This is a genomic window from Maritalea sp. S77 (assembly GCF_049801075.1).
GTDB lineage: Bacteria > Pseudomonadota > Alphaproteobacteria > Rhizobiales > Devosiaceae > Maritalea.
Map to the genome: position 1 here is coordinate 1,227,776 of NZ_JBNAGG010000001.1, position 20,822 is coordinate 1,248,597.

Sequence of the window (20,822 nt, forward strand, 5' to 3'; positions counted from 1 at the left end):
AAGGCGGTCATTTGTGTGTAAATAAATCTGATAGGATGATTGGCGTGAGCGGGAAACTTTCACGGTGCGTTTCCTGACTTCGCATCTTCAGCCAGCACCCGATAGACCTGCATTCTTGAACAACCAAGTTCACGCGCAATGGCACTGGGACCAAGTCCATCGATTTTCATTCGCCAAACCGCTTCACGATCAATACGCCGTTTTCCACCTTTATATCTGCCTTGCTGCTTGGCACGTTCAATACCCTCCCGTTGTCGCTCTTTGATAAAACGACGCTCCATCTGAGCCACCATGCCAAGAACCGTCATCACGATTTGACCCATTTCGCCTTTTGTTGACACGTATGGATCAAGCACTGTTACAAACGCGGTCTTTTGTTCACACTCATGAATGATGTTTAAAACGTCTCGGGTGTCGCGACCTAATCGATCAAGGCGGGTCACGACCAACTCATCACCTGGACGCAAAAATTCTAAAATGGTGGCAAGCTCAGTGCGATGGTCTCGACTGCCACCAGATACCTTTTCCGAACGGATTAAGGTACAGCCCTCTTTTTTTAGCCGTTCATGTTGAATTTCCAGATCTTGCTCAAGCGTACTCACTCGGGCATAGCCAAACTTCGCCATATGTCACCTCAGGGTTTAGGCTTGAGGCTAGCAAGTCACAAATAGTCGATGTCAACCCAGATGTTACAACTTTGACTGCAACATTGCTGTGTCACACTAAGGTGTACCTTAAAGTGACGTGCTTCAGGTGTATGCACACAGCCTAAGACAATAGAGGGTTTAATGACAGAAAGGGCCGAAAAAAGCAGCGGAATCTGTTCTGGTTTACTCGAAGCATTGGATAGCTGCTGTGAGCGCAAGGTAGACATTTGACTTTGGTAGGTTTTCGGCGCTCCCGGCCAATTGCAGACACTCGCGATCAGCAAATCCTGCGTCGCAGCAGCCTAATAGCTGACGTTAGGAACAGCGACTGCTTTGCAACGTAACATGTTTCGAGCAAGTGAAGCGGGTTGCGCTATGTATACTTCATCATGCCGTCCACTGATGTTGCCTTAATATATTTTGCCGGATTTTCAGGAACGGCAATTGCAGCAAAGTGTTTTTCGCCGCATTTGATCTTCGCTCCCTCTTGATGACGCAGATCGTCCCACCAGCCGCTGCTTTTCGTTTCAACAACGAAGTAGAGTTTTTCTTCGCCATCGTGATCGACCAGGACAGCCCAATCAGGATTGTAACTGCCTAGCGGCGTTGGAATTTTGAACCAAGCTGGTAGTTTCGCGTAAACCTTCACCGCCTCGTTGGCTTCGAGGTCTTCTGCAAATTTGCGTTCTGTGCCTTCAGAATCATAGACGACATACTCAAACACTGATTTCTCAGTTGGGATCGCGTTTTTCAGATAGGATTTGAGTTCTTCCTGCTCGAACAATTCCTGGCAATAGAAGTGATTATCGCCAATACGGCGGTACTTGATGCCATCGACCAGAGCGAGGCGCTTGGTTCGATTTATCCCTTCGGCGGCTTGATCGATGAACTGTTGGGGGTTTCGCTTAAAATCTTCCAGCCGATCACTCTTAAGCAATATGTTAACGATGCTATTGCGTGTGAGCTGCGTCTTATCCTGAAGGTCGGTGATGATATCGGGAAGTTCGATATCGTTCTCCTGAATCGTGCTATAGGCACTGGCTTTTCCATCATCCTTAGCGGCAACGCCGCCTTTTCCGATCTCCAGCCCTGCCTTTCTAAATCGAGCACGAGTCTTTGTGATCGGCTCGCTGTTGCGAATGGCCGTAGCGCAATCATCAACCAGTTTGTGGTTGTTGAATTCCACCCGGTAGGTCGATTTATGCTTGATTCGATCCCAGAGTGCCTTGAATTCAGGGCTTTGCAGGATCGCCTCTCGTGTCCGAATGACTTTCCGGTCATCAGCATTTTTGATGTCGAGCTTACCTGCCAGTTTCTTCAATATGGCTTCAATTTCTTCAGCCTGTTCGGCAAACTCCTCCGGCAGGCCAAGTGTGCCATCCTTGAGTTGCTCCCGAAGGCTATCTTGTACCCGGCCTTTCGCGTCGATGAGGTCTTCTGACTTTAAATGTTCCCAAAGGCGTTCAGATGCTTCTACGCCGAGTGGTTGGATATTTCCTTCACCATCGGTCGTCTGAACCGCTGCAAACTGATGTGGTTCGACTATGCCGAACTTGATGCCGGTGTCTTTTTCAATATCCGTTTGAAGGTTTTTAGCAAAGTCTTCGTAGCTCTCGGTGGCGACTACAGTGAGGGTATTCACCTCATTGCCGCGTAGGCGCTGACCGTATTGATTCACACAAAGCCGCAGCCCACGACCTATCGTTTGACGGCGTTGCCGCTCCGTGTTCATGTCACGCAGAGTGCAGATCTGAAAAACGTTCGGGTTGTCCCATCCTTCCCGAAGTGCAGAGTGTGAGAAGATAAACTTCAACTTCGTATCGAAGCTGAGCAATTTCTCCTTATCTCGCATGATGAGGCTGTAGGCACGTTCGGCGTTGTCTCTATTTGTTTGATTGTTTTCGGCGGTGTCCGTCCAACTACCTTTCTTATCGATCGAGAAATAACCATCATGGAGTTCGTCGATGTCATTGCTCAGATCAATACCGGCAAACAAAGTCTGGTAAGCAGGTTGTTTGGCAAGCTTGGCGTATTCCTCTTCAAACATTAGGGCGTACTTACCCTTCACCGGATTGCCGTCTTCGTCATATTGCCGGTAGAACTCGACGCTATCGATGAAGAATAGACTCAGCACCTTTATCGGGCGGCCCGTTTCTCTGAAGCGAATTTCCTTGTCTAGATGCTCCTTGATCGTGCGCCGGATCATGAGGCGCTTCTGCTCATCTGGATCAACTCCGCCATGCGCCATACCAGGCCGGAGAACCTTGTCGAGACCTGGGCCTTTGAGTTCAATCGTCTCTTCCGGGCCAACGGTGATCGTGCCGATCTGCATATTCTCGTAGATGGCACGGTTTGCCAGCTGCTCCAGATCGTCACCATCTTCTACTGTTAGGATTTTGCGTTTGACGGTTTTTCCGCTAGCGATGTCGAGCTCGATCTTTGCGGTGATTGATCCCTGTCGATTGTGGGCTGATATCAGTTTCACATAAGGCTTGTTGTGCCCGCCTTCGATCTCCAGAGACGCGACCTCGATCTGTTTTACCAAACCGCGCTCATAAGCATCCACTGCATCAAGCCGATAGACCATATGGTGCTTGTCGACATGCGTTGCGGAATAACGCAGCGTGCAAAGTGGGTTCATCGCCTGCAGTGCAGTTTTACCTGCTCCTTTGAGGCCACCGTCCACACTCTGGGGTTCGTCAACAATAATAATCGGGTTGGTTGCCTTGATCAGATCAATTGGCTTTTCGCCGCCAGTCTGCTCGTTTTCCTTGTAGATATTGTTGACATCTTTCTTATTGATCGCGCCAACGGTCATAACCATGATCTGAATGGTGGAGCTCGTTGCAAAGCCGCGAATATCGCCGGGTTTTGATGAGTCGTAGAGAAAATACTCATACCCTTTGGCATTCGGGTAGAGGTTCTCAAAATGGTCGCGGGTGATTTCGAGCGTCTTATAAACACCTTCCTTGATAGCAACCGAAGGCACGACAATCACAAATTTGGTGAAGCCATATTCCTGGTTCAGCTCGAAGATTGTCCGAAGATAGACATACGTCTTTCCTGTTCCGGTTTCCATCTCAACGGTGAAGTCGCCTGATTGCAAAACCTTGTCCATTGCAAGACCGTTGCGCAGTTGTATTTCGCTGAGGTTTTCCAGAAGTTCATCATCGATCAGTTGGAGACGGTTACCCACACCGAGTTCATTTTCCTCAAGACCGAGCACACCTTGTGGCCCGCTTTCCGGGCGATAGGTGACGGTAAATTCCGAGCGGGAGATTTCCTGCCCTTTGAACAGATCCACTACTGCCGCAACGGCGGATTGCTGATAATCGAGATTGTCTTCAAAATGGAGTTTCATTGGTCTGAATTCTGTAAGTCCCAGTTATCATACAGAATTTTCAACAATTCTGCTTGCCTATCCCGGACCATTTCAGGATTCCAGGACTTGGCCTTAAGAACCTGAGAAGTCAGGGCGTATGAAGAAACGTTTTTTGATCCCAAAAAATACACATCGCATTTTTTTCGGAAGTCGTAGTTCTGCGCCGCCGAGTTTTTCTTTTTGTTGAGCGGAACAAGATTAGCAATCCGGTGCACCCAAGCTTTTCGATCCTGGGCTTCCGGCCATAGTTCTTCCCATTCACTATCCTCGGCTACCGTCTGGGGCAGAATGTGCTCAATCGTCAAAATCTTCGGATCGTAGGTTGCAGCCCCATCAGAGAGAAAAGAGTCGAGACGCAGGATCAAATAGTTGCGGCGACGGGGCGTAAGCTCATAGACGTTGCCGTCCAGAGCTTCCCGCATTTCTTCAATCTCATCGTCATCTAGCTCGACCCAATCCAGATCCGTACCATCTTCAGATTCACCGATTTCCCGAATCAGCTCACTGTAGGCTTCGATCCGTTGGTTCACATTTTTGCGGCAGATGTGCAAATAAGCAGCCAAGCGCTCTAAACGTTCAAAGAATGTAAGCGTGGCCTCAGAATCCTCCCCAAACCGGGCAAGGAAGTGAATTGCGGGCGGGATCCAGTCGGAATTATCTATGCGCCCAAGCCAGTTAAGGTATCCATTGACGCCTTCAGCATTGGCCGTAGAAACATAGCTTGCAGTCAGCACGATGCTGAGTGCGTCTGCATAAGGCTCAAGCACATCATCAATCAGCGGTTTTGGATCAGTGACGCTGGACAAGACATGCATCCGAAACTCTTCCAGCAAGGAGCGTTTCGCCTTTTCATGGGCATAGATCATGCGGATATAGGTGAACAGATCGTTGAAGCCGTTACGACCGAGCGCAACTTCCATCTGTTCCCACTTGTCATTATAAGTCTGCCGCTCTTTCTCCGACGTCAGTTTTCCGATCGTGTCAGCCTTGATGATGTCAGTGGGCTGCAAGTCCAACCCACGGCTGTTCATCACGGAAAAAACGCGGAAAGCCGATTGTTGGTTCGGCGTTGATACAACGACAAGGAAGCAACGGGTCAGAATGAAGGTGACAAACTCCGCCAAAGCCTTTGCATCTTCCCCAAATTCTTTATCAATCGATGTGCAAAAGACATCGCTGTTGGCGCGGATATTGACTTGGGACTCGTTTTCAAGCCCTGCGGGATCGAGCCCCTGTATCGCATCCAGGTTCAATCCCTGGACATATTTGGCGAAGAAGGCATTGTCTCGCTCACGCAAGGACAAACGGGGACGGGCCTTGATACCCTTAAGGGCTTTACCGGGTTCGACAATGTGATCCTTCAGTTCCTGCTGTAGCTCACCATTTAGGCGTGATGCAATCGCGGACAATAGGATGGTTAGTGTCGTCAAGCGCTGTTGGCCATCGATCACTTCCGAATAGGGTTCACCTTCGGACTTGATCAGAACGATACTACCCAGGAAATAGCCATCTTCGTCTTCGGTTTTGTGGAAGGCCAGAAGATCGTCAAATAATTCTGATGCCTGATCGACGCCCCAAGCATAGGGGCGCTGATAGGCAGGAATGTGGTATTCAAAATCCGAGCTGAATATCTTCGCAAGCGCATGTTCGGAGCCGCTGATCTTTTTGCTCATGGTGACTCCTAAAGGCTACGGACATGAGAAATGCCGTTCTGCTGCAGAATGGCGGCCATGTTGGTTTTGGCAACGTCATCGGCAAAGGCACTGTCGCGGAAGAAGACGTGAGTATCAGTTTCCGGTTCCAGTTCCTTGTGCCAGTCAAGGATACCCTGGGCGACCTCATCAACTTCGCCTGCGCTGATTGATGTGTCGAGACAAGAGAAAAGAACGCCATAGCCGATGGAATAGAGCGTCTTACCAGCCGCATGCCGTTCTTCGATCGGTACGGTCAGTTCAATCCCACGCTTCAAGAGTAATTCATAGAGCACATCTTGCTCACTACGCCCTTCGACCAGATGCTCTTTGTGGGAAAGCAGGGTCTCTTCCAGATCGGTGCGATCAGGACTCCAGGCACGGATGTTGGAGCTGGTCAACTTGAAAGTCTTGAAACCAAGGTCGCCTTGAAAATCAGGATATTCCGAAGTGATTTCCCGAGCGGCGCGCCTAATTCTCTCCTTGCCGATTTCCGCGATGTTTGTCTTGAGTCCATTTTCGATACAAAACTCAAATGCAGATTTTTGCTCGCTTTTCTCGCCATCTAGAAGTTCCGGAAGCTGAACCATGACATAGCGAAGCGAAGATTTCTCCTCAACATTTTGCAACATGCATGCATGCGCTGTTGAGCCAGATCCGGCAAAGAAGTCGACAACAATGTCATCTTCGGAAGCCAAGAGATTGATAAGCTTCCCCAATACTTTTGTATTCTTGGGAAACGTGAAGACGCCCGGAGCTAGCAGCTTCTCAACTTGTAGGGTTGCACTTCGCCCATCTTGATAAAAATGCGAGGGATAAGGCTCTAGGGCCGTCTCCTTCAGGTAGCTTTTTCGATTTGGAATTGTTGTTTCGTCCGGCCCAAAGTGGATGCGGGGCGGGTCTTGGGCCAAGGCCCAATTAGTTTTTGCCTCGTCCCATCGCCAACCCGTCGAGGGTTTCTTGCAGGATTTGCCGGTTTCTGGGTGGAAGATATCATGCCGTGGCCTACTAGCGCGACCGTCATCTGGTCCCGCAAAGTCAGCGGCAAAATATAATCCCCGCTCATCAGACCAGTTATAATGTTTGTGGGATTTCCTCGGATCGTCATTCTTTAGGCCGCGATACCACGCCATCATCTGTTCGCGGATTTTGTTATGATCGGGATAGTGCTCCTTTCTCAAGCGATTGTATTGCTCAAGAACCTCGTCAACGCCTTCCTTCCGATTGCGCCAAATACCCGCTTCGATACAAGCCGTCTTGTTTTTTGCGTAGCACAGAATGTACTCGTGAACGGATGCAATGAGCTTTGAATCTCCCTTTTTTGACTTTTGCCAGACAATTTGGGCTACGAAGTTTTCCTCGCCAAAAATCTCATTGCAGATTGCCTTTAGTGTACCGACTTCATTGTCGTCGATAGAAACAAATATGGCGCCATCCTTTTTTAAAAGGTCTCTTGCGAGCTTCAGCCGTGGATACATCATATTGGCCCACGCTGTATGCTTGCGACCACCTGCCTCGGTATTGCTGGAAAACTTCAAGCCCTCATCACTCAACTGCCCGGTGTATTGCAGATAGGTGTCCAGGTTGTCTTGAAATTTGTCCGGGTAAACGAAGTCCTTCTCTTTGTTATATGGCGGATCGATATAAATAACCTTCACCTTGCCCGCGTAGCTCTTCTGCAAGAGCTTCAGGACTTCCAGGTTGTCGCCTTCGATGAACAGATTTTGGGTCGTGTCCCAGTCAACGCTTTCCTCTGGGCAGGGGAGCAAAGTTCCCGTGTTAGGGGTTAGGGCGATCTGGCGGGCCTTTTTCTTGCCATGCCAGTTGAGCCCGTATTTCTCTTCACCTTCATCCAGAACGGATGCATCGCCCAAAAGCTGGCGCAGCACGTCAAAATTCACGCCGCTTTCGGTGAAGGCATCTGGAAACAGCTCTTTCAACTTCTCAATATTCTCGGCAACGATATCGGCGCTTTGTCCGTCCTGATTTGTTACATTTTTCATCGGGCAATCAATTTATATTATTGGAATCAAGTTTTTGTTCGAGAAAGACTATAGCATCCTTGTGCTTTTTAATCTCAGAATTCAGCAATATTTTCCCGGACATCTGTGTCTCTTTCTTGAGTTTGGCGCGAAGCTCGGCGATCTCGCGGTCCAGCGTGTTGATCTCTTGTAGCGTTTCGGCGTGGTGGCGCGCAACGGCAACCGTGGCTGGTGCAAATGTTCCTGTGCGTTCTGCGGCGATCAGGGCTATGACTTGTGCGACAAAGGCCTGATAGAGCGCATAGAAATTTGTCGAAGGCAGTCGGGACAGCCCGATCGATGACAGAAAGGTCTCTTGCGCCGTGCTTGGATCAGACAGGTCAATCCATCCCGTAAGCCAGCGATCTTCGATCACCAGCCTGGACTTGTCGGCCTGATTGATCCGTTTCTCAGCTACACTGAACGCCAGCTTGCCATCGCATTCAAAAACAATGATCAAAGGATAGGGTATTGCGCGGTGGATAAGTCCAGCCAGACGGTTGATGCGTTTGGCATCCGCCAGTTCAACGGTAAGGACCGCCACTTCAAGATACTCGCGTTGATCGTCGGCATAGGGGGCAAGGTTGATGGTGTCAGGCTTCAGTGTGTAGCGCCAGCGGATACGCTCAACGTCTTCACTGAGCGCCTTCTTCTCGGTCGCATCCAACTCACCATGATCCAGAAACAGCTTCTTGAACAGCGGCTTGTCGAGCCAGCAGTTTTCGGGAATTTCCAGGAAAGTAAGAGACCTGGTCGTCATGCGCCCTCCTTGATGATGAAGAATGTGACAACCTCAAAATCACCTGAGCCTTTCAGATGCGACCCCGTCAGTGTTGTTCCGCCTCGGTTGAAAAGACTCTCGACGCCTTTCTCATCATTTTTGCCGATGATACTGGCAATGGCGATGTCCCGAAGAGATCGATAATGGACCATATCCTTGAGCTTGCGCGTGTCACCGTTAAGCTTGGCAATGGCGTCGGCATCCAGATTTTCTGTCGTGGCGGCCAGCTTCTTGAAGAGATCGAGGCTCTTTTTGGCTTGTAGGTGATTGAACACCACTTCACCTTCGTCAGATACGAAGACAATGAAATTTGGAGCAAGCGCATAGGTGTCTTCGGTCGTGACACTGCCTTTTGTGTCCCGAAGGCAGAAGATCACGCCCGGAATGGCTTCAGGCACGTTGTTGGAAACAACCGCATGAAAACCGCAAGGCGCATCCTCAAGAGCTTCCATGTGTTGCTTCATGTAACCGGATAGGTCCATCCGGAAGTCATTGAGGGTCATGTCGGTGATCGACACACTGCCATCCATGTCTTCCAGGTCAATCACGGTTTCCTGAAGTTGCTTCATCTGTTTGCGGCGGTACTCCAGGTCATTCATCTGGCGGGTTTCATCGTACTCGATGACATTTTCTTCGCCCGTGGCGCTGATATCCAACAACACCATGCGCCCACTTACCCGAGCTTCAAGATTGATATACTCGTCGAGTTCCATATTCGGCCAAAAATTGGTCAGCTGAATGGCGTCATTTTTCGACCCCAAACGATCAACACGACCGAACCGCTGGATAATTCGAACCGGATTCCAATGGATGTCGTAGTTGATCAGCATGTCACAGTCCTGCAGGTTTTGCCCCTCAGAGATGCAGTCCGTTGCAATGAGAATGTCGATATCCTGGTCCGCGTCAGGGTCTATCTTGTCGCGCTCTTTCGAGGTTGGAGAAAACCAGGTGAGGATGTTGTTCAGGTCTCTGGGCAAGCCCTTGATCGTGCATTGATTGCTGCCGCTTCCTGTGACAAGGGCGGCATGCAATCCAAATTCTTGTTGAGCCCACGCCACAATATGCTTGTAGAGATATTCGGCAGTGTCAGAGAAGGCAGTGAATACGATCACCTTCCTGTTTCCACCATTGATCGGGGTCTCCAGCTTTTTGGCGATAGTGTCCTTCAGCTTGGCCAGCTTCGCATCATCCGCGCTGGCGACGTTGCGAGCCTCTGCTAAGAGATATCCAAGCAGCTCGTAGTCTGCGGCCAAATCCTGCTTCATTCGGTGCAGGTCTAAATCCTGGATCAGAACCTTGACCTTCTTCCCGATCGCTAAATCCGCAAGCTCAGGCGCTTCTGCGTCAAAATCTTCAATGGATAGTTCTTCTATCTCAGCAGCCTCATGCGCTTCAATCCGCGCAAGGAAGTCGCCCACCTGCGTGTGAATCTTCTCGACTGTCAGCGCAAAGGAATGGATAGAGCTTTCCATTCGCTTGAGCATGTTCACGCGCATCAAGCGGATAAGGCTGCGCTCACGATCAACCTGCTTAAGTGTTGATGTCCCGCCTTTGACCTGTTGGTCATATCGGCGGCTATATTCTTCCTGCTTATCCAAGCGGACATAATCGAGCGGTGCATAAGCCGCCAAGCTAAGCTTCTTGATCGAGCGATTGATGTCTTTGAGCGCCGGGAAGCGACCCTGAATGTCGATATCGCTTTTAACGTTTTGTGGCTTGAGGCGCTCAGGGAATTTCCCGATTTCCGTGGTATCGTAGTACTTTTCGATATGTCGCCGAGAGCGGGCGATTGTCAGCAGATCAAGCAGCTTGAAATATGCGAAGTTCAGGCTTTCGAGCAAGCTCTCGGTGGTGCGCTCGGCTTCGGGCTTTTTCAACCAGGTGTTAAACTGGGTCTGGGCTCTGCGTAGAGTCAGATTTATGCTTGGGATACCCATATCCAACAAAGCAGCGTCTTTTCCCTCGGTGATGAATGCGACTTGGTTTTTGAGGTCATTCAGACGATTGTTGACCGGTGTCGCCGACAACAAAAGCACTTTTGTTTCAACGCCACTCTTGATGACGTCCTGCATCAGCTTTTGATAGCGCGTAACGCCGTCAGCCCGTGGATTGTTGTTTCGGAAATTGTGAGATTCATCGATGACGATGAGGTCATAGTTGCCCCAGTTCAGGGTTTCGAGATTGATTTCACCAGATTTCCCTGAAGCCCGACTGAGGTCCGTATGATTGAGAACATCGTAATTGAAACGATCTGCGGCAAGTAGGTTTCTCTTGTCATTGACCGTGTAGACCGTCCAATTCTCACGCAGCTTTTTGGGAACAAGAACCAAAACCCGATCATTTCGAAGCTCATAGTATTTGATAACCGCCAGAGCCTCGAAGGTTTTCCCAAGCCCGACGCTATCGGCAATGATGCACCCGTTGTAGCGTTCAAGCTTATCGATCGCACCGATGACGCCATCCCTTTGAAACTTATAAAGCTTGTTCCAAACTATGGTGTCTTTAAAACCGGTTTTGGACCGGATGATGTTCTCTTCATCTATGTCTTCTAGAAAATCTCTGAACAGATTGAAGAGCGTCAAAAAGTATATCTGGTTAGCTGGCTTGTCCTGAGCCAGGCTCGACAGGTTACGCAGTAAATCTTCTTTGACGTCGCTGGTAGCTGTCGGATCGTTCCAGATCGTTTCAAACCATTGTATCAGCTGTTTTGCAGCAGCGGGCTCGGTTGTTACCGTGTTCATTGCGAAAGCGTTGGAACGCACTGTGCCCAGACCTCTAGCGGTGAAGTCTGATGAGCCGGTTATCGAGACGGTGTTTTCCGTGTTCTCAATTCCAAATATGTTCTGCGAGATTGGTGATGAGTCCAGCATGCGGACATCTGCGCTTTTCTTAATCCAGTCATAACACTCAGCCGCGATCTGTTGCAGATCCAGGTTATTTCGCAGCCCTGCTTCATCGCTTGTTCCGGCCAACGAGAACTGATCACGGGCTTTCGGTTGGCCTAGCAATAGGCGAACGGATCGAAGCCTAGTCAACTCTGACTTAAGTTCAGAAAAACCGTAGACAGAAAAAAGCCCCGCCAGAACAGAGAGCTTTGAATCCAATGTTAGGGCGTCTTTGAGCACATCGCTGACTCTTCCATGGTTTTTGTTGTCAATCAGCAATGTAATGCATCTTTCATTTTGTCTTTCACACGGAAAGCAAATACTACGATTCTGATATCGGCGAACACTAGGGCATGTTTTTATAGCCCTATCAATAAAACCTGTTGTTTGGACGTCTGCTATGCTGAAGAAGGACGGCGATAACGTTGCTCTTCCGCAAGTCCGCTTCCCGCCCAATTTGGTAATTCGTGATGACCAAGCGAATGTGTCAAAGTCCGCTAACCGGCCCTTCAACCAGTCCGAAGGTTGAATTCTGCTTCTGCATTCATTGCGTTTGTCAAAAGATTAAGTGGATCTAGGCTGCGCGGGTTATTCAGCAATCGACTCGCTTAAATGGCCGCCTTGCATTACATAAAGCCCTTTTCTACGGCGTTTATCGCTTGAGGGGGGTAGCCTCGCCTAATGCCTCACTACCCCCGTATAATCAATCATACGGCCATTCTCGAGCTTAATGGCCGCGCGATACCCGCGTTTGCCCGAAACCGAAAACACGATCTTGTCGTCAGTTTGCTCAACTAACTTCAATAGATTACCCTCCTGGTCCTGCAAAAGCTCACTGTCAAAGTCGCTATCGCTCAAACCAGTTTCAATCATGAACTCTTTGTTGTGTTGTGCGACCTCCGCCGCTTGCACGCGTTTTTTTTGCGGTCTTTAATACCCCAGATGTTACCCGCGATGGTAGAAACCAGAATAAGTCCCAGAGCAATCAATAGCGGCAAACCACCCATCTCCTTCATCGCCATTAGCCCAACTGCCAAAAAACCTGCCGTGCCAATGATGATCAAAATGGCCGATCCAAGATAGTTCACAAAGAATTTGTAAAGTGGTCCACGGCCAACACCGAGATATAAATTGCGCCAACCAAACGCAATCATCAGGATGCCGATGATCGCCCAAATGATGGGATTCTTTTTGGCTGCACGGTAAAGGTCACGTCCGAAGCTGGCACCAAAGCCAAACGTTGCGGCATTTGCAAGTTGTTCAATCATAATCTGTTCCAAAAACTTTCTGTCAAAATATGCGGGGCTTTGTGCGTCTTTTGTGCGCCGTACCTTTCAGTGCGTGCAGGGATCAACTTTTATGTTTGATCCCCTTTTGTTCTAATATTCATTCGCACACATGATTGTTAAAACACGACAGGTCTGGCTGGGGTCGGCCGGGTCTGATGAGCCACATTCCAGTTTGGGATCGTAATAATCAATTTTCCAAAAATAGCGCACACCCTGCATGTCAATGGCCGCAAAATCATGCTCGTTGTGGGGATCATTATCTTCATCGAATTGATCGAATGTCCTCACCTTTTCAAGAAGGGCAAGCTGACTATCAATTGGCAACTCACTAATGCCTGGTGTGATGAAGATCTGACCACCCTGCATATTGGATCTAAACGCATCATTGAGTTGGCGAATGCGCACATTGGCGGTCAGCATTATTCCATCTCCCAATCAAGCTCTGTCACATCAACTTTTGGGTGCAACAACGCCAATTGGGTCACATCACGTGTGATTGGATCGATTTCAGGATAGTCACGCCATTTGAGCGAGTAAGTCGTTGCATTGAACTTGCCCACAACAACAGCGAGGTAGAAGGCTTCATCATCCTCCTCGATGTCACGGGTCAGCACCAGGCTGCCCACACCCATTTTGGACCAGTCCTGTGGCGGCGCTCCCTTTGGACGCACAGGGCCATCCTCAGCCTTACGTTCACTTGCTGGCGCTTCCTTTGCGTCACCTGGTTTACCGGCACTGCTATCCACAACTTGCAAATGTGCTGCCTTACGCTTTTTCGGCGCGAGCTTGGTGAGTTGCTCAAACACGGTGTTCTGGATGCGGGGCATAAACAGTTTGCCGCTACGCTCAAAGACACGGCCTTTTGGCACACGGTTGGCCAGGGCAAGTGCTTCATTGCTCTTCACGACCAGCGTTTCAAAGCCATCTGCCTTTGCGCCCTTCTTTGCGGCTATAACGTTGTCTGCTGCAAACCATGAGCCTCTAGCAGGCTCGGCGCCATCCTTATGAAACACTATTATTGCGGGTTGATCACTTGAATCGACAAGGGGCATCTGTTTGGCTGGTTGTGCCATGGTAAAAATCTCCGTGTGTGAAGGGAATTGTTTTGAGGCAGCTCAAAGGTCTGCCGCGAGTTGGCATGATTACCAACAAAAAGAGCGGCCCGAAGGCCGCCCCCTAGCTTCAATGCATCGCATCAAAGCAGGTATACTATTGCACAAAACTGACTGAATGTCAAATTTAGTCTTTTAAAACAACATCTTATATACAAAATGCGCTTAACACGGTGTGACGGTTTTGTGGAAGGACAATTTTCAAAAATTGTTTAAGTTCAACGGGAAAATCTATCATCTCCGCCCAAACGCTTGTGCGCCAATCTGCTCAACAAAAACCTTTCCTTCGCCACCACTAACAAGCAGCTGATCCAAATCGAAATCTTTCATGGCCAGCGCCAATCGCGCTGCCTCGCCAGGTCGCAACCTTTTCTTACGCTGCTTCATGGACGCTAATAGCTTTTCACCCGCAATATTTTGGCCCTCGCGAGCCGAGATAAAGCTACAATACGCGTTTCTCGGCGATTTAAAGATGTAGGCGAGCGTTGACGGAACCTCCCCCACCTTTACGGTCTTCGTATGGAATGCAGAACATCCATGCACAAGACTATCGTGTTTAGCATTTGCGAGTTTTTTGATTTTGCTTATTTTAACTTTACCACTGCCCCAGCTCAAAAAGTGGGCATGCCAGTGAATTACTCCTTTGCGCGATGTTTCAGGGTGCAAACTATTTGGATAATACGCGGGCTCAATCATACCCACATAATCATGGCCTTGCATATAGTGAGAAATCATCTTTTTCATTGACGACGGTTTAAATGTGTTAGCGTCTTCAAGATTCAAAGCGTATCTGGCTGGCGCGAATGTGATCATCCTTAATCGTTCACCTGAAAAATCGCAGGACTTAGCCATCACATCCATTAAGACGCTCATCAATCCAATTCTTGAATAATGATTAACTGCATACATGCACTTCATTTTGCTCCTTGCAAGCAGAGGCATGACCTGTGAAATGTCCACCATATTCGAACGCTTGTCCTTGTGGTACTGTAGAAGTATTTTGTGATTTTCCATCTCTTGCGCGCGAAACTTTTCAATTGGTGATTTAGATTGATATTCAACCATACTCCCCCCTTTTGCTGCGATTTATGCGACAGGGTATATTTTCCATTATTCGCCAAGGGAGCTATTCAAAGCGATAGTTGTAGCATCTAAATGGTGTACTGAATGATATATATGACTATACAAGCAACAGGAATTTTATATCCTTATTAGGGGACATCAGGTAACAACGATGTTATCTGGTGTCCCCCGAATACATTCAAATTCCAAAGTAACATTGGCAAAAAGTGTTACGCATTGTCCCACCTAGACCCTACACAAAAGATGCAACCCAAGGCATTCCTGGACTATGAAGACTTATTATTTTCGATATAAGACAACACGTCCTCCAAATCATACAAAATTCGCCTTCCGTTCCTGACAAATAGAGGCATGTTTTTTGAATGGGTCGATCTCTTTTTTCTAAGCGCACCAGCGGTCGTATGAAGAAGTATGGCGACCTCGTGTTCCTTGAGCATCATCTTTCCGGTTAACTCCTTCAGCTTAACCCGGCTCATCAAACTCGAATACTCATTGGTTGACATAACCATCAAGTCGCTTTTAAGAGCTGTGGCCAGCCTTTCGGCATCAAAAGTGACTTGTTCCAGGTTCTGCGCTGACTCAACACTCAGTTCGCTTGAGAACTTAACGGTTCTCGATGGAATAGGTGCATGGTGCTTTATGCCAATCATTACGCTTTTATGCACCGGACTAGGACGCTGATTAAGCTTTTCTGAATTGGGTTTAAACTGGCCGGAATCTTTACCTAGGTACACTGTTCTCTGACCCCGTTGCTTAGGCGGAGAGCCCCTTCTGGCAACATTCAAAGTGAGCGTTTTACGTGATTTCACGGTGTTTCCTTTCTTAATACTGGCTGGTGTTTTGCTTCGCGCTATTCGCGATAAAGACTTCTAGATCGCTATAGCGGTAACGGATGGTGCGGTTGGCCAGCTTCAAGAACACAGGACCGCCGCCTGCGCTTCGCATATTGGCGAGTGTTTTGACTGAAAGACTGAGCACCTTGGCTGCCTTATCCGGTGTCAGCATGTCGTCGGAGTTATATTGAGGTCGTCCGGTGCGTTTGCTGGAACGCTTGAATCTGCCTACACGCCTGCGCCTTTTCCGCGCCATTTGTTTAGGAAACTCAGCCTCAAGTATGCTTTGAACGTGATCTACATCGAGCTTGTCGGCGCGATAAAGCATTATCAATGTCTGAATCACCACGTAGGTGAAGTCAGCTTTAGAGATATTCGGTAGTAAAGATTGCATCAATTGCCATCTCCTATTCACGTTAAAATTGGAGCGTGAATTTTGAAGATGGCTGTTAGAGACAAAAAAAGCCCAAGCGCCGTTCAAATCAAAGCCCACGCAAAACGGCTACCAGCGAAAGCGCTAGATAACCGGTTCTCGGTTGTTTTGTTTGAATAGCCCTTGGGCAAAATGCCTTCGGTGTACCCCCGCAGGAAGGTAGCTGTATCTCCGTCAAATGGAGAAATCGAGATCAAACTACGCTACATATGCCATGCACATCAACGATTTGGTTCGCGACTGCATGTCAGTGCATCCAGTAGATGACTTTATACTGCAAATGTTAGTAAAAATTTAACTTTTCGTCAATCCGACAATATTTTGTAACTCGATCAAAACGGAAATCGTTTTAAAATATCCTCTGCCCACTTAATTTATGGAAACACAATTGCTACCTGGTTGCTACCTAAGGGCAAATAAAGCAGGGCTAATCATTAGCAACTATACACCCGCAAAACACTGTATTTAAAGGAAAAAAGTGTGGTGCCCGGAGGCGGATTCGAACCACCGACACGCGGATTTTCAATCCGCTGCTCTACCAACTGAGCTATCCGGGCACAATTTGATTGCGCGGAGCAATCAGCATGATGGCGAGGTTATAGGGCCTTCAATCCGTTGTGTCCAGCGCCGAGATGCAAAAAATGCACAATTTTGAGAGAAAAATTTAGCTTGTGCCCAAGCTGTTAATTTTCCTCATCAAATTCAGCTCCATCTTCTTCCACAACGGGAATTGCGTATGATCCGTTGAGCCATTTGCCCAAGTCCAGATCTGCGCAATGTTTGGAGCAAAAAGGGTGGAATTTGCGGTCACTCGGTTTGCCGCACATCACGCATGGTTTGGGCGCGCGCAAGCCGGTGACTTTAGTTTCGCCAGGGGTTTTGCTGTCTGCCATTGCTGGCTCCTAGATGCCTGAAGCGGAGTTCAACCAGTTGAACTGGATAGGATATCCCTCGCCCTTCAACAGCGATACGGTTTCAAAAAGGGGCAAGCCCATAACTGCTGGGTAAGAGCCTTGCAGTTTGACCACAAAAGCGCCCGCAATGCCTTGGATGGCATAGCCGCCTGCTTTGCCCTGCCACTCGCCAGACGCGAGATACGCCTCCACCTCGTTGCTGGACAGGCGTTTAAAGCGGATTTTAGTTTCCACCATGCGGCGGCGCGCCTGCCCGCTTGGCGTGAGCACGCACACTCCGGTATAGACCTTGTGGGTACGGCCAGACAAAAGCTTGAGGCAGTTTGCAGCGTCTTCCAGCATTTCAGCTTTGGGCAAAATGCGTCGGCCCACAGCCACCACCGTATCGCCGCCCAACACCAATGCATTTTCGTCAATGCCGGTTTGGCGGGCTTTATGCTGGGTGGCGATGGCCTTCATATGCGCCAAGCGCGCAGCAAGTTTGCGCGCTGTTTCGCCCTTGAGCGGGGTTTCATCAACATCGGCAGGCACCAAATGATCCGGCTCAATCCCAATTTGATTGAGCAGCGCCAAGCGGCGCGGCGATGCAGACGCCAAAATCAGGTCTGGACGGGCCACCATAGTTGAAAACTCCGCAACAGCGCCGAAGCGCGTTTCGCTTATTTAAAGCGGTAGGTGATCCGCCCTTTGGTCAGATCATAAGGTGTCATTTCAACAAGCACCTTATCGCCTGCCAAAACGCGAATACGGTTCTTGCGCATCCGACCCGCAGTGTGGGCGATGATTTCGTGGTCATTTTCAAGCTTCACCCGGAAGGTCGCGTTCGGCAACAATTCTTGCACGACGCCCGGGAATTCGAGCATTTCTTCTTTAGCCATTCTGTCTCCTGAGCTAATTTTTCTGCCTTATAGCAGCATAGGTTGGCGCAAACTATACAAAATCACGGCTTTTGTGAACCATTTGCTTGCGCCGCCGTCAAGGCTTTGGGCAATTCGGCCTTTATTCGACGAGAAAGGTCTTCTCGCAAGGCCCGATATGCATCTAAACGCTGTTCGCGATTGCCTTCTTCTAAGGTGGGGTCACTTACATCCCAATGCAAGCGCGCTCCCGCTTCATAATTTTTTGCATCTACCGCAGCAGGCGCTTCATCTGAAAGGGTTACGATCAAATCGAAGCTGGTGGCGACCAGTTCGTCCATCGTGTGCGGCGTATGCACCGACATGTCGATGCCGATTTCTTCCATTATATCATGGACAAAGCGGTCAACTTGGCCCGAACGGACGCCAGCTGAACGCGCAATAAGCTCTGATGGGAAATATTTCCGTGCCAGCGCCGCCGCCATGGGTGAACGCACCGAATTCATTGAACACACAAACAATACGGAGGGCTGTTTTTGCGTGATGCTCACCGAGCGATCAGCATAAGGCTGCACCGCGCAAATCAGCGTGAACAGACGCCGCGCCGTATTCAGATCCATCTCCAGCTTGCCCTTAAGGCGCTCGCGCAACATTTCAGCAGCGTCATTGTGCAGGCCGCGCCGACCCATATCCACTGCTTCAATTTGAAACGGTTGCGCGCTCTTAATTGCGTCATAATAACTGTCGCGAATACGGAAATAGTCGCGAATCATATGCCGCATGGGTGTGAGCGACAAAAAGTGTGCGGCGATCGGTTCGTTGGTTTCGGGATTACGCACATCCAAAACCAAATGATTGCCTTGGATCGACAGGTGGAGTGCAAATGGACCGCTCGCCCCATTCGTGGGGGCAAAGGCATTTTCATCCACCAGATCATAAACCGCGATGCGCCGTTCATGCACCTCGTCTGGATCGATGGAAATGATGGTTTCCGGATCCAGTGTAACGGTGACAAGCTTGTCGGTTTCAGGGTCTAAAATGCGCATGTGGCCTATGTCGAAATCTAAACGAGGCTACAGATTAAGCCGAATTGAGACCGAACGTCCATGGGCCTGCAAATCTTCTGCTTCTGCCAACGCGATTGCATCTGGTGCCAAGGCCGATAATGAAGACGGCGAGCACCCCAAAATCGAAATGCGTTTGATAAAATCATGCACATTCAAGCCAGAGGCATAGCGTGCAGATCGCGCTGTGGGCAATACGTGGTTTGTGCCACCAATGTAATCGCCAATCGCTTCGGGCGTATGGTGCCCCAAAAAGATTGCGCCAGCGTGCCGCACTTTGTGGACATATTGTTGCGCATTATCGAGCGACAATTCCAAATGTTCCGGCGCCATGCGGTTGGAAATGCTGAACGCTTCGTCGAGATCTTTCACTTCGATCACCGCGCCATAATCAGCCCAAGACGGACCTGCCAAATGCTTCTTCGGCAGCAGGTTCAGCTGACGTTCGACTTCGGCCATCACATCATCGGCTAGTTTGGTACTGGTGGTCACCAAAATGGATTGAGCGGCTGTGTCGTGTTCGGCCTGTGCCAACAGATCAGCAGCAATCCAAGCCGGGTTGGCGCTCTCATCAGCAATAACAAGTACTTCTGACGGGCCAGCAATCATATCGATGCCCACCTTGCCGAACACTTTGCGTTTGGCGGCGGCAACAAAAGCATTGCCTGGGCCGACAATTTTGTTCACCGGGGCGATAGATTGCGTACCGAATGCCAATGCACCAATCGCTTGCGCTCCACCGATGCGATAGATTTCATCTACCCCCGCAATTTTGGCAGCCGCTAACACCGTTGGGTTCACCTTGCCACCGGGTGTAGGCACCATCATGGCGACCCGCTCCACGCCCGCAACTCGTGCTGGGGCTGTATTCATCAACACGGAAGAAGGATAGCTGGCGAGGCCACCGGGCACGTAGATACCCACTGCATCGACCGCGTTCCATTTCGACCCTAGCGTGACGCCCTGCTCGTCTTCGAACAATTCATCCTTTGGCATTTGCCGTTCATGATAAGCCGTAATGCGCTTATACGCATGTTTGAGCGCATTGATCAGTTCATCCGGCGTATCGAGATAGGCTTGGTCGATCTCATCTTGATCAAAAGCCAACCCTTCAGGCGAAAGCTGAAGATCGTCAAATTTTTCGGTGAGTTCAATCAGCGCTGCGTCACCATGCTGCTCCACCTGGTAAAGAATTTCGGCCACCGCATCGCTCACCTCAACCGAGGATTCGCGTTTGGCATTCAGCAGCAGGTCAAATTTGTTTTCAAAATCAGCGTCAGCGGTGCGCAGTCTTTGCGGCATATACTTACCTATTCTTCAAGTTCGTGGGTGGGTTTGGCTTTTGCGCGCCATGCGGCACCTAGATCAGCCAAACGGGCTTCCAAACATTCCACTTCCAGCGCGACAGATCCGCCACCAGCAAATTCAAGCGTCACCACGCCAGAAGGCGCGTCGCCTTCTGAAAAGCGGACGGTCAAAAGCTCCAGAACACCATCTTTAGCGTTAATGTCAAAACCAGAGGTTTTGGCGCTCAACACATGGTCAAAATGCATAGCAGCGCGCCGGCGCTCACCCTTTCTCGATTTTTCGCCTGCTTCCCAAGCAAAGCGGTTCATCAAAAAAGCAAAGCGTTTGTCATTTGGTGCAAAACCCATGTCACCCACTTTGATGATGGCATCTTGCGTGTAGGTCGCGATGACGTCCAAGTCTTCTTGGTCGAGTGCGAGCAATTTGAGATCAGCCATTTTCGGTTCCCTGCATTATCAAGCCTTGGGTCATACCTAATGTGTGTGAGGTGGGTTCACAATGGGCAGGCCAAGTTTTCTTGCC

Annotated in this window: 19 protein-coding genes, 1 tRNA gene and 1 pseudogene; all 21 read right to left on the reverse strand. The window is 49.4% G+C overall.

Annotation, left to right across the window (positions count from 1 at the left end):
* Window positions 1-59: 59 nt before the first annotated feature.
* The 21 genes and pseudogenes from ACP15Y_RS05885 to ACP15Y_RS05985 all read right to left on the reverse strand — a co-directional run bounded on the left by ACP15Y_RS05885 (window position 60) and on the right by ACP15Y_RS05985 (window position 20,737).
* Entirely contained in the window at window positions 60-626 is a 567-nt protein-coding gene (locus ACP15Y_RS05885; protein WP_424982071.1) for a recombinase family protein, read from the reverse strand.
* A gap of 394 nt (window positions 627-1,020) precedes the next feature.
* Entirely contained in the window at window positions 1,021-4,008 is a 2,988-nt protein-coding gene (locus tag ACP15Y_RS05890) for a type III restriction-modification system endonuclease (protein WP_424982072.1), read from the reverse strand.
* Window positions 4,005-5,702, reverse strand: coding sequence for a DUF262 domain-containing protein (locus tag ACP15Y_RS05895; RefSeq protein WP_424982074.1), 1,698 nt, complete (start codon window positions 5,700-5,702; stop codon window positions 4,005-4,007). The genes ACP15Y_RS05890 and ACP15Y_RS05895 overlap by 4 nt, the downstream gene beginning before the upstream one ends.
* Before the next feature lie 8 nt (window positions 5,703-5,710).
* Window positions 5,711-7,723: a site-specific DNA-methyltransferase gene (locus tag ACP15Y_RS05900; protein WP_424982075.1), complete on the reverse strand. Its 2,013-nt coding sequence runs from the start codon at window positions 7,721-7,723 to the stop codon at window positions 5,711-5,713.
* A 7-nt stretch (window positions 7,724-7,730) separates the two neighbouring features.
* Entirely contained in the window at window positions 7,731-8,501 is a 771-nt protein-coding gene (locus ACP15Y_RS05905) for a DUF4391 domain-containing protein (protein ID WP_424982076.1), read from the reverse strand.
* A complete protein-coding gene (locus ACP15Y_RS05910; RefSeq protein WP_424982077.1) occupies window positions 8,498-11,686 on the reverse strand; it encodes a helicase-related protein in 3,189 nt (1,062 codons plus the stop codon). Before ACP15Y_RS05910 ends, ACP15Y_RS05905 begins: the two co-directional genes overlap by 4 nt.
* A 399-nt stretch (window positions 11,687-12,085) precedes the next feature.
* Window positions 12,086-12,280, reverse strand: a complete 195-nt coding sequence (locus ACP15Y_RS05915) for a hypothetical protein (RefSeq protein ID WP_424982078.1) — start codon at window positions 12,278-12,280, stop codon at window positions 12,086-12,088.
* A complete protein-coding gene (locus ACP15Y_RS05920; protein WP_424982079.1) occupies window positions 12,277-12,675 on the reverse strand; it encodes a hypothetical protein in 399 nt (132 codons plus the stop codon). The genes ACP15Y_RS05915 and ACP15Y_RS05920 overlap by 4 nt, the downstream gene beginning before the upstream one ends.
* Window positions 12,676-12,786: 111 nt before the next feature.
* Window positions 12,787-13,116 carry a DUF3768 domain-containing protein gene (locus ACP15Y_RS05925; protein ID WP_424982080.1) on the reverse strand — a complete coding sequence of 110 codons (330 nt, stop codon included), beginning with the start codon at window positions 13,114-13,116 and terminating at the stop codon, window positions 12,787-12,789.
* Window positions 13,116-13,769: a hypothetical protein gene (locus ACP15Y_RS05930; protein WP_424982081.1), complete on the reverse strand. Its 654-nt coding sequence runs from the start codon at window positions 13,767-13,769 to the stop codon at window positions 13,116-13,118. The genes ACP15Y_RS05925 and ACP15Y_RS05930 overlap by 1 nt, the downstream gene beginning before the upstream one ends.
* A 273-nt stretch (window positions 13,770-14,042) precedes the next feature.
* A complete protein-coding gene (locus ACP15Y_RS05935) occupies window positions 14,043-14,873 on the reverse strand; it encodes a hypothetical protein (RefSeq protein ID WP_424982082.1) in 831 nt (276 codons plus the stop codon).
* A 284-nt stretch (window positions 14,874-15,157) separates the two neighbouring features.
* A complete protein-coding gene (locus tag ACP15Y_RS05940) occupies window positions 15,158-15,700 on the reverse strand; it encodes a hypothetical protein (protein ID WP_424982084.1) in 543 nt (180 codons plus the stop codon).
* 13 nt (window positions 15,701-15,713) lie between these two features.
* Window positions 15,714-16,118, reverse strand: coding sequence for a helix-turn-helix domain-containing protein (locus tag ACP15Y_RS05945; RefSeq protein WP_424982085.1), 405 nt, complete (start codon window positions 16,116-16,118; stop codon window positions 15,714-15,716).
* A gap of 520 nt (window positions 16,119-16,638) precedes the next feature.
* Window positions 16,639-16,714, reverse strand: a tRNA-Phe gene (locus tag ACP15Y_RS05950).
* 126 nt (window positions 16,715-16,840) lie between these two features.
* Complete coding sequence (gene yacG / locus ACP15Y_RS05955) at window positions 16,841-17,050, reverse strand: DNA gyrase inhibitor YacG (protein ID WP_424982086.1); 210 nt, start codon at window positions 17,048-17,050, stop codon at window positions 16,841-16,843.
* A gap of 9 nt (window positions 17,051-17,059) precedes the next feature.
* Window positions 17,060-17,692: a Maf family nucleotide pyrophosphatase gene (locus ACP15Y_RS05960; protein ID WP_424982087.1), complete on the reverse strand. Its 633-nt coding sequence runs from the start codon at window positions 17,690-17,692 to the stop codon at window positions 17,060-17,062.
* A gap of 38 nt (window positions 17,693-17,730) precedes the next feature.
* Window positions 17,731-17,949, reverse strand: coding sequence for a translation initiation factor IF-1 (infA, locus tag ACP15Y_RS05965; RefSeq protein ID WP_027833738.1), 219 nt, complete (start codon window positions 17,947-17,949; stop codon window positions 17,731-17,733).
* 62 nt (window positions 17,950-18,011) lie between these two features.
* Window positions 18,012-18,503: an arsenate reductase ArsC gene (locus ACP15Y_RS05970; RefSeq protein WP_424982470.1), complete on the reverse strand. Its 492-nt coding sequence runs from the start codon at window positions 18,501-18,503 to the stop codon at window positions 18,012-18,014.
* 6 nt (window positions 18,504-18,509) lie between these two features.
* Window positions 18,510-18,974, reverse strand: a pseudogene (locus tag ACP15Y_RS05975) (UPF0262 family protein); the annotation flags it as partial.
* A gap of 27 nt (window positions 18,975-19,001) precedes the next feature.
* A complete protein-coding gene (hisD, locus tag ACP15Y_RS05980; RefSeq protein ID WP_424982088.1) occupies window positions 19,002-20,294 on the reverse strand; it encodes a histidinol dehydrogenase in 1,293 nt (430 codons plus the stop codon).
* 8 nt (window positions 20,295-20,302) lie between these two features.
* Complete coding sequence (locus tag ACP15Y_RS05985) at window positions 20,303-20,737, reverse strand: DUF2948 family protein (protein ID WP_424982089.1); 435 nt, start codon at window positions 20,735-20,737, stop codon at window positions 20,303-20,305.
* Between the last annotated feature and the right edge of the window lie 85 nt (window positions 20,738-20,822).

Bases quoted from the DNA above. Each gene is read 5' to 3' on its own strand.
- ACP15Y_RS05885 (WP_424982071.1), bottom strand. From the start codon at position 626: ATGGCGAAGTTTGGCTATGCCCGAGTGAGTACGCTTGAGCAAGATCTG.
- ACP15Y_RS05890 (WP_424982072.1), bottom strand. From the start codon at position 4,008: ATGAAACTCCATTTTGAAGACAATCTCGATTATCAGCAATCCGCCGTT.
- ACP15Y_RS05895 (WP_424982074.1), bottom strand. From the start codon at position 5,702: ATGAGCAAAAAGATCAGCGGCTCCGAACATGCGCTTGCGAAGATATTC.
- ACP15Y_RS05900 (WP_424982075.1), bottom strand. From the start codon at position 7,723: ATGAAAAATGTAACAAATCAGGACGGACAAAGCGCCGATATCGTTGCC.
- ACP15Y_RS05905 (WP_424982076.1), bottom strand. From the start codon at position 8,501: ATGACGACCAGGTCTCTTACTTTCCTGGAAATTCCCGAAAACTGCTGG.
- ACP15Y_RS05915 (WP_424982078.1), bottom strand. From the start codon at position 12,280: ATGATTGAAACTGGTTTGAGCGATAGCGACTTTGACAGTGAGCTTTTG.
- ACP15Y_RS05920 (WP_424982079.1), bottom strand. From the start codon at position 12,675: ATGATTGAACAACTTGCAAATGCCGCAACGTTTGGCTTTGGTGCCAGC.
- ACP15Y_RS05925 (WP_424982080.1), bottom strand. From the start codon at position 13,116: ATGCTGACCGCCAATGTGCGCATTCGCCAACTCAATGATGCGTTTAGA.
- ACP15Y_RS05930 (WP_424982081.1), bottom strand. From the start codon at position 13,769: ATGGCACAACCAGCCAAACAGATGCCCCTTGTCGATTCAAGTGATCAA.
- ACP15Y_RS05935 (WP_424982082.1), bottom strand. From the start codon at position 14,873: ATGGTTGAATATCAATCTAAATCACCAATTGAAAAGTTTCGCGCGCAA.
- ACP15Y_RS05945 (WP_424982085.1), bottom strand. From the start codon at position 16,118: ATGCAATCTTTACTACCGAATATCTCTAAAGCTGACTTCACCTACGTG.
- yacG (WP_424982086.1), bottom strand. From the start codon at position 17,050: ATGGCAGACAGCAAAACCCCTGGCGAAACTAAAGTCACCGGCTTGCGC.
- ACP15Y_RS05960 (WP_424982087.1), bottom strand. From the start codon at position 17,692: ATGGTGGCCCGTCCAGACCTGATTTTGGCGTCTGCATCGCCGCGCCGC.
- infA (WP_027833738.1), bottom strand. From the start codon at position 17,949: ATGGCTAAAGAAGAAATGCTCGAATTCCCGGGCGTCGTGCAAGAATTG.
- hisD (WP_424982088.1), bottom strand. From the start codon at position 20,294: ATGCCGCAAAGACTGCGCACCGCTGACGCTGATTTTGAAAACAAATTT.
- ACP15Y_RS05985 (WP_424982089.1), bottom strand. From the start codon at position 20,737: ATGGCTGATCTCAAATTGCTCGCACTCGACCAAGAAGACTTGGACGTC.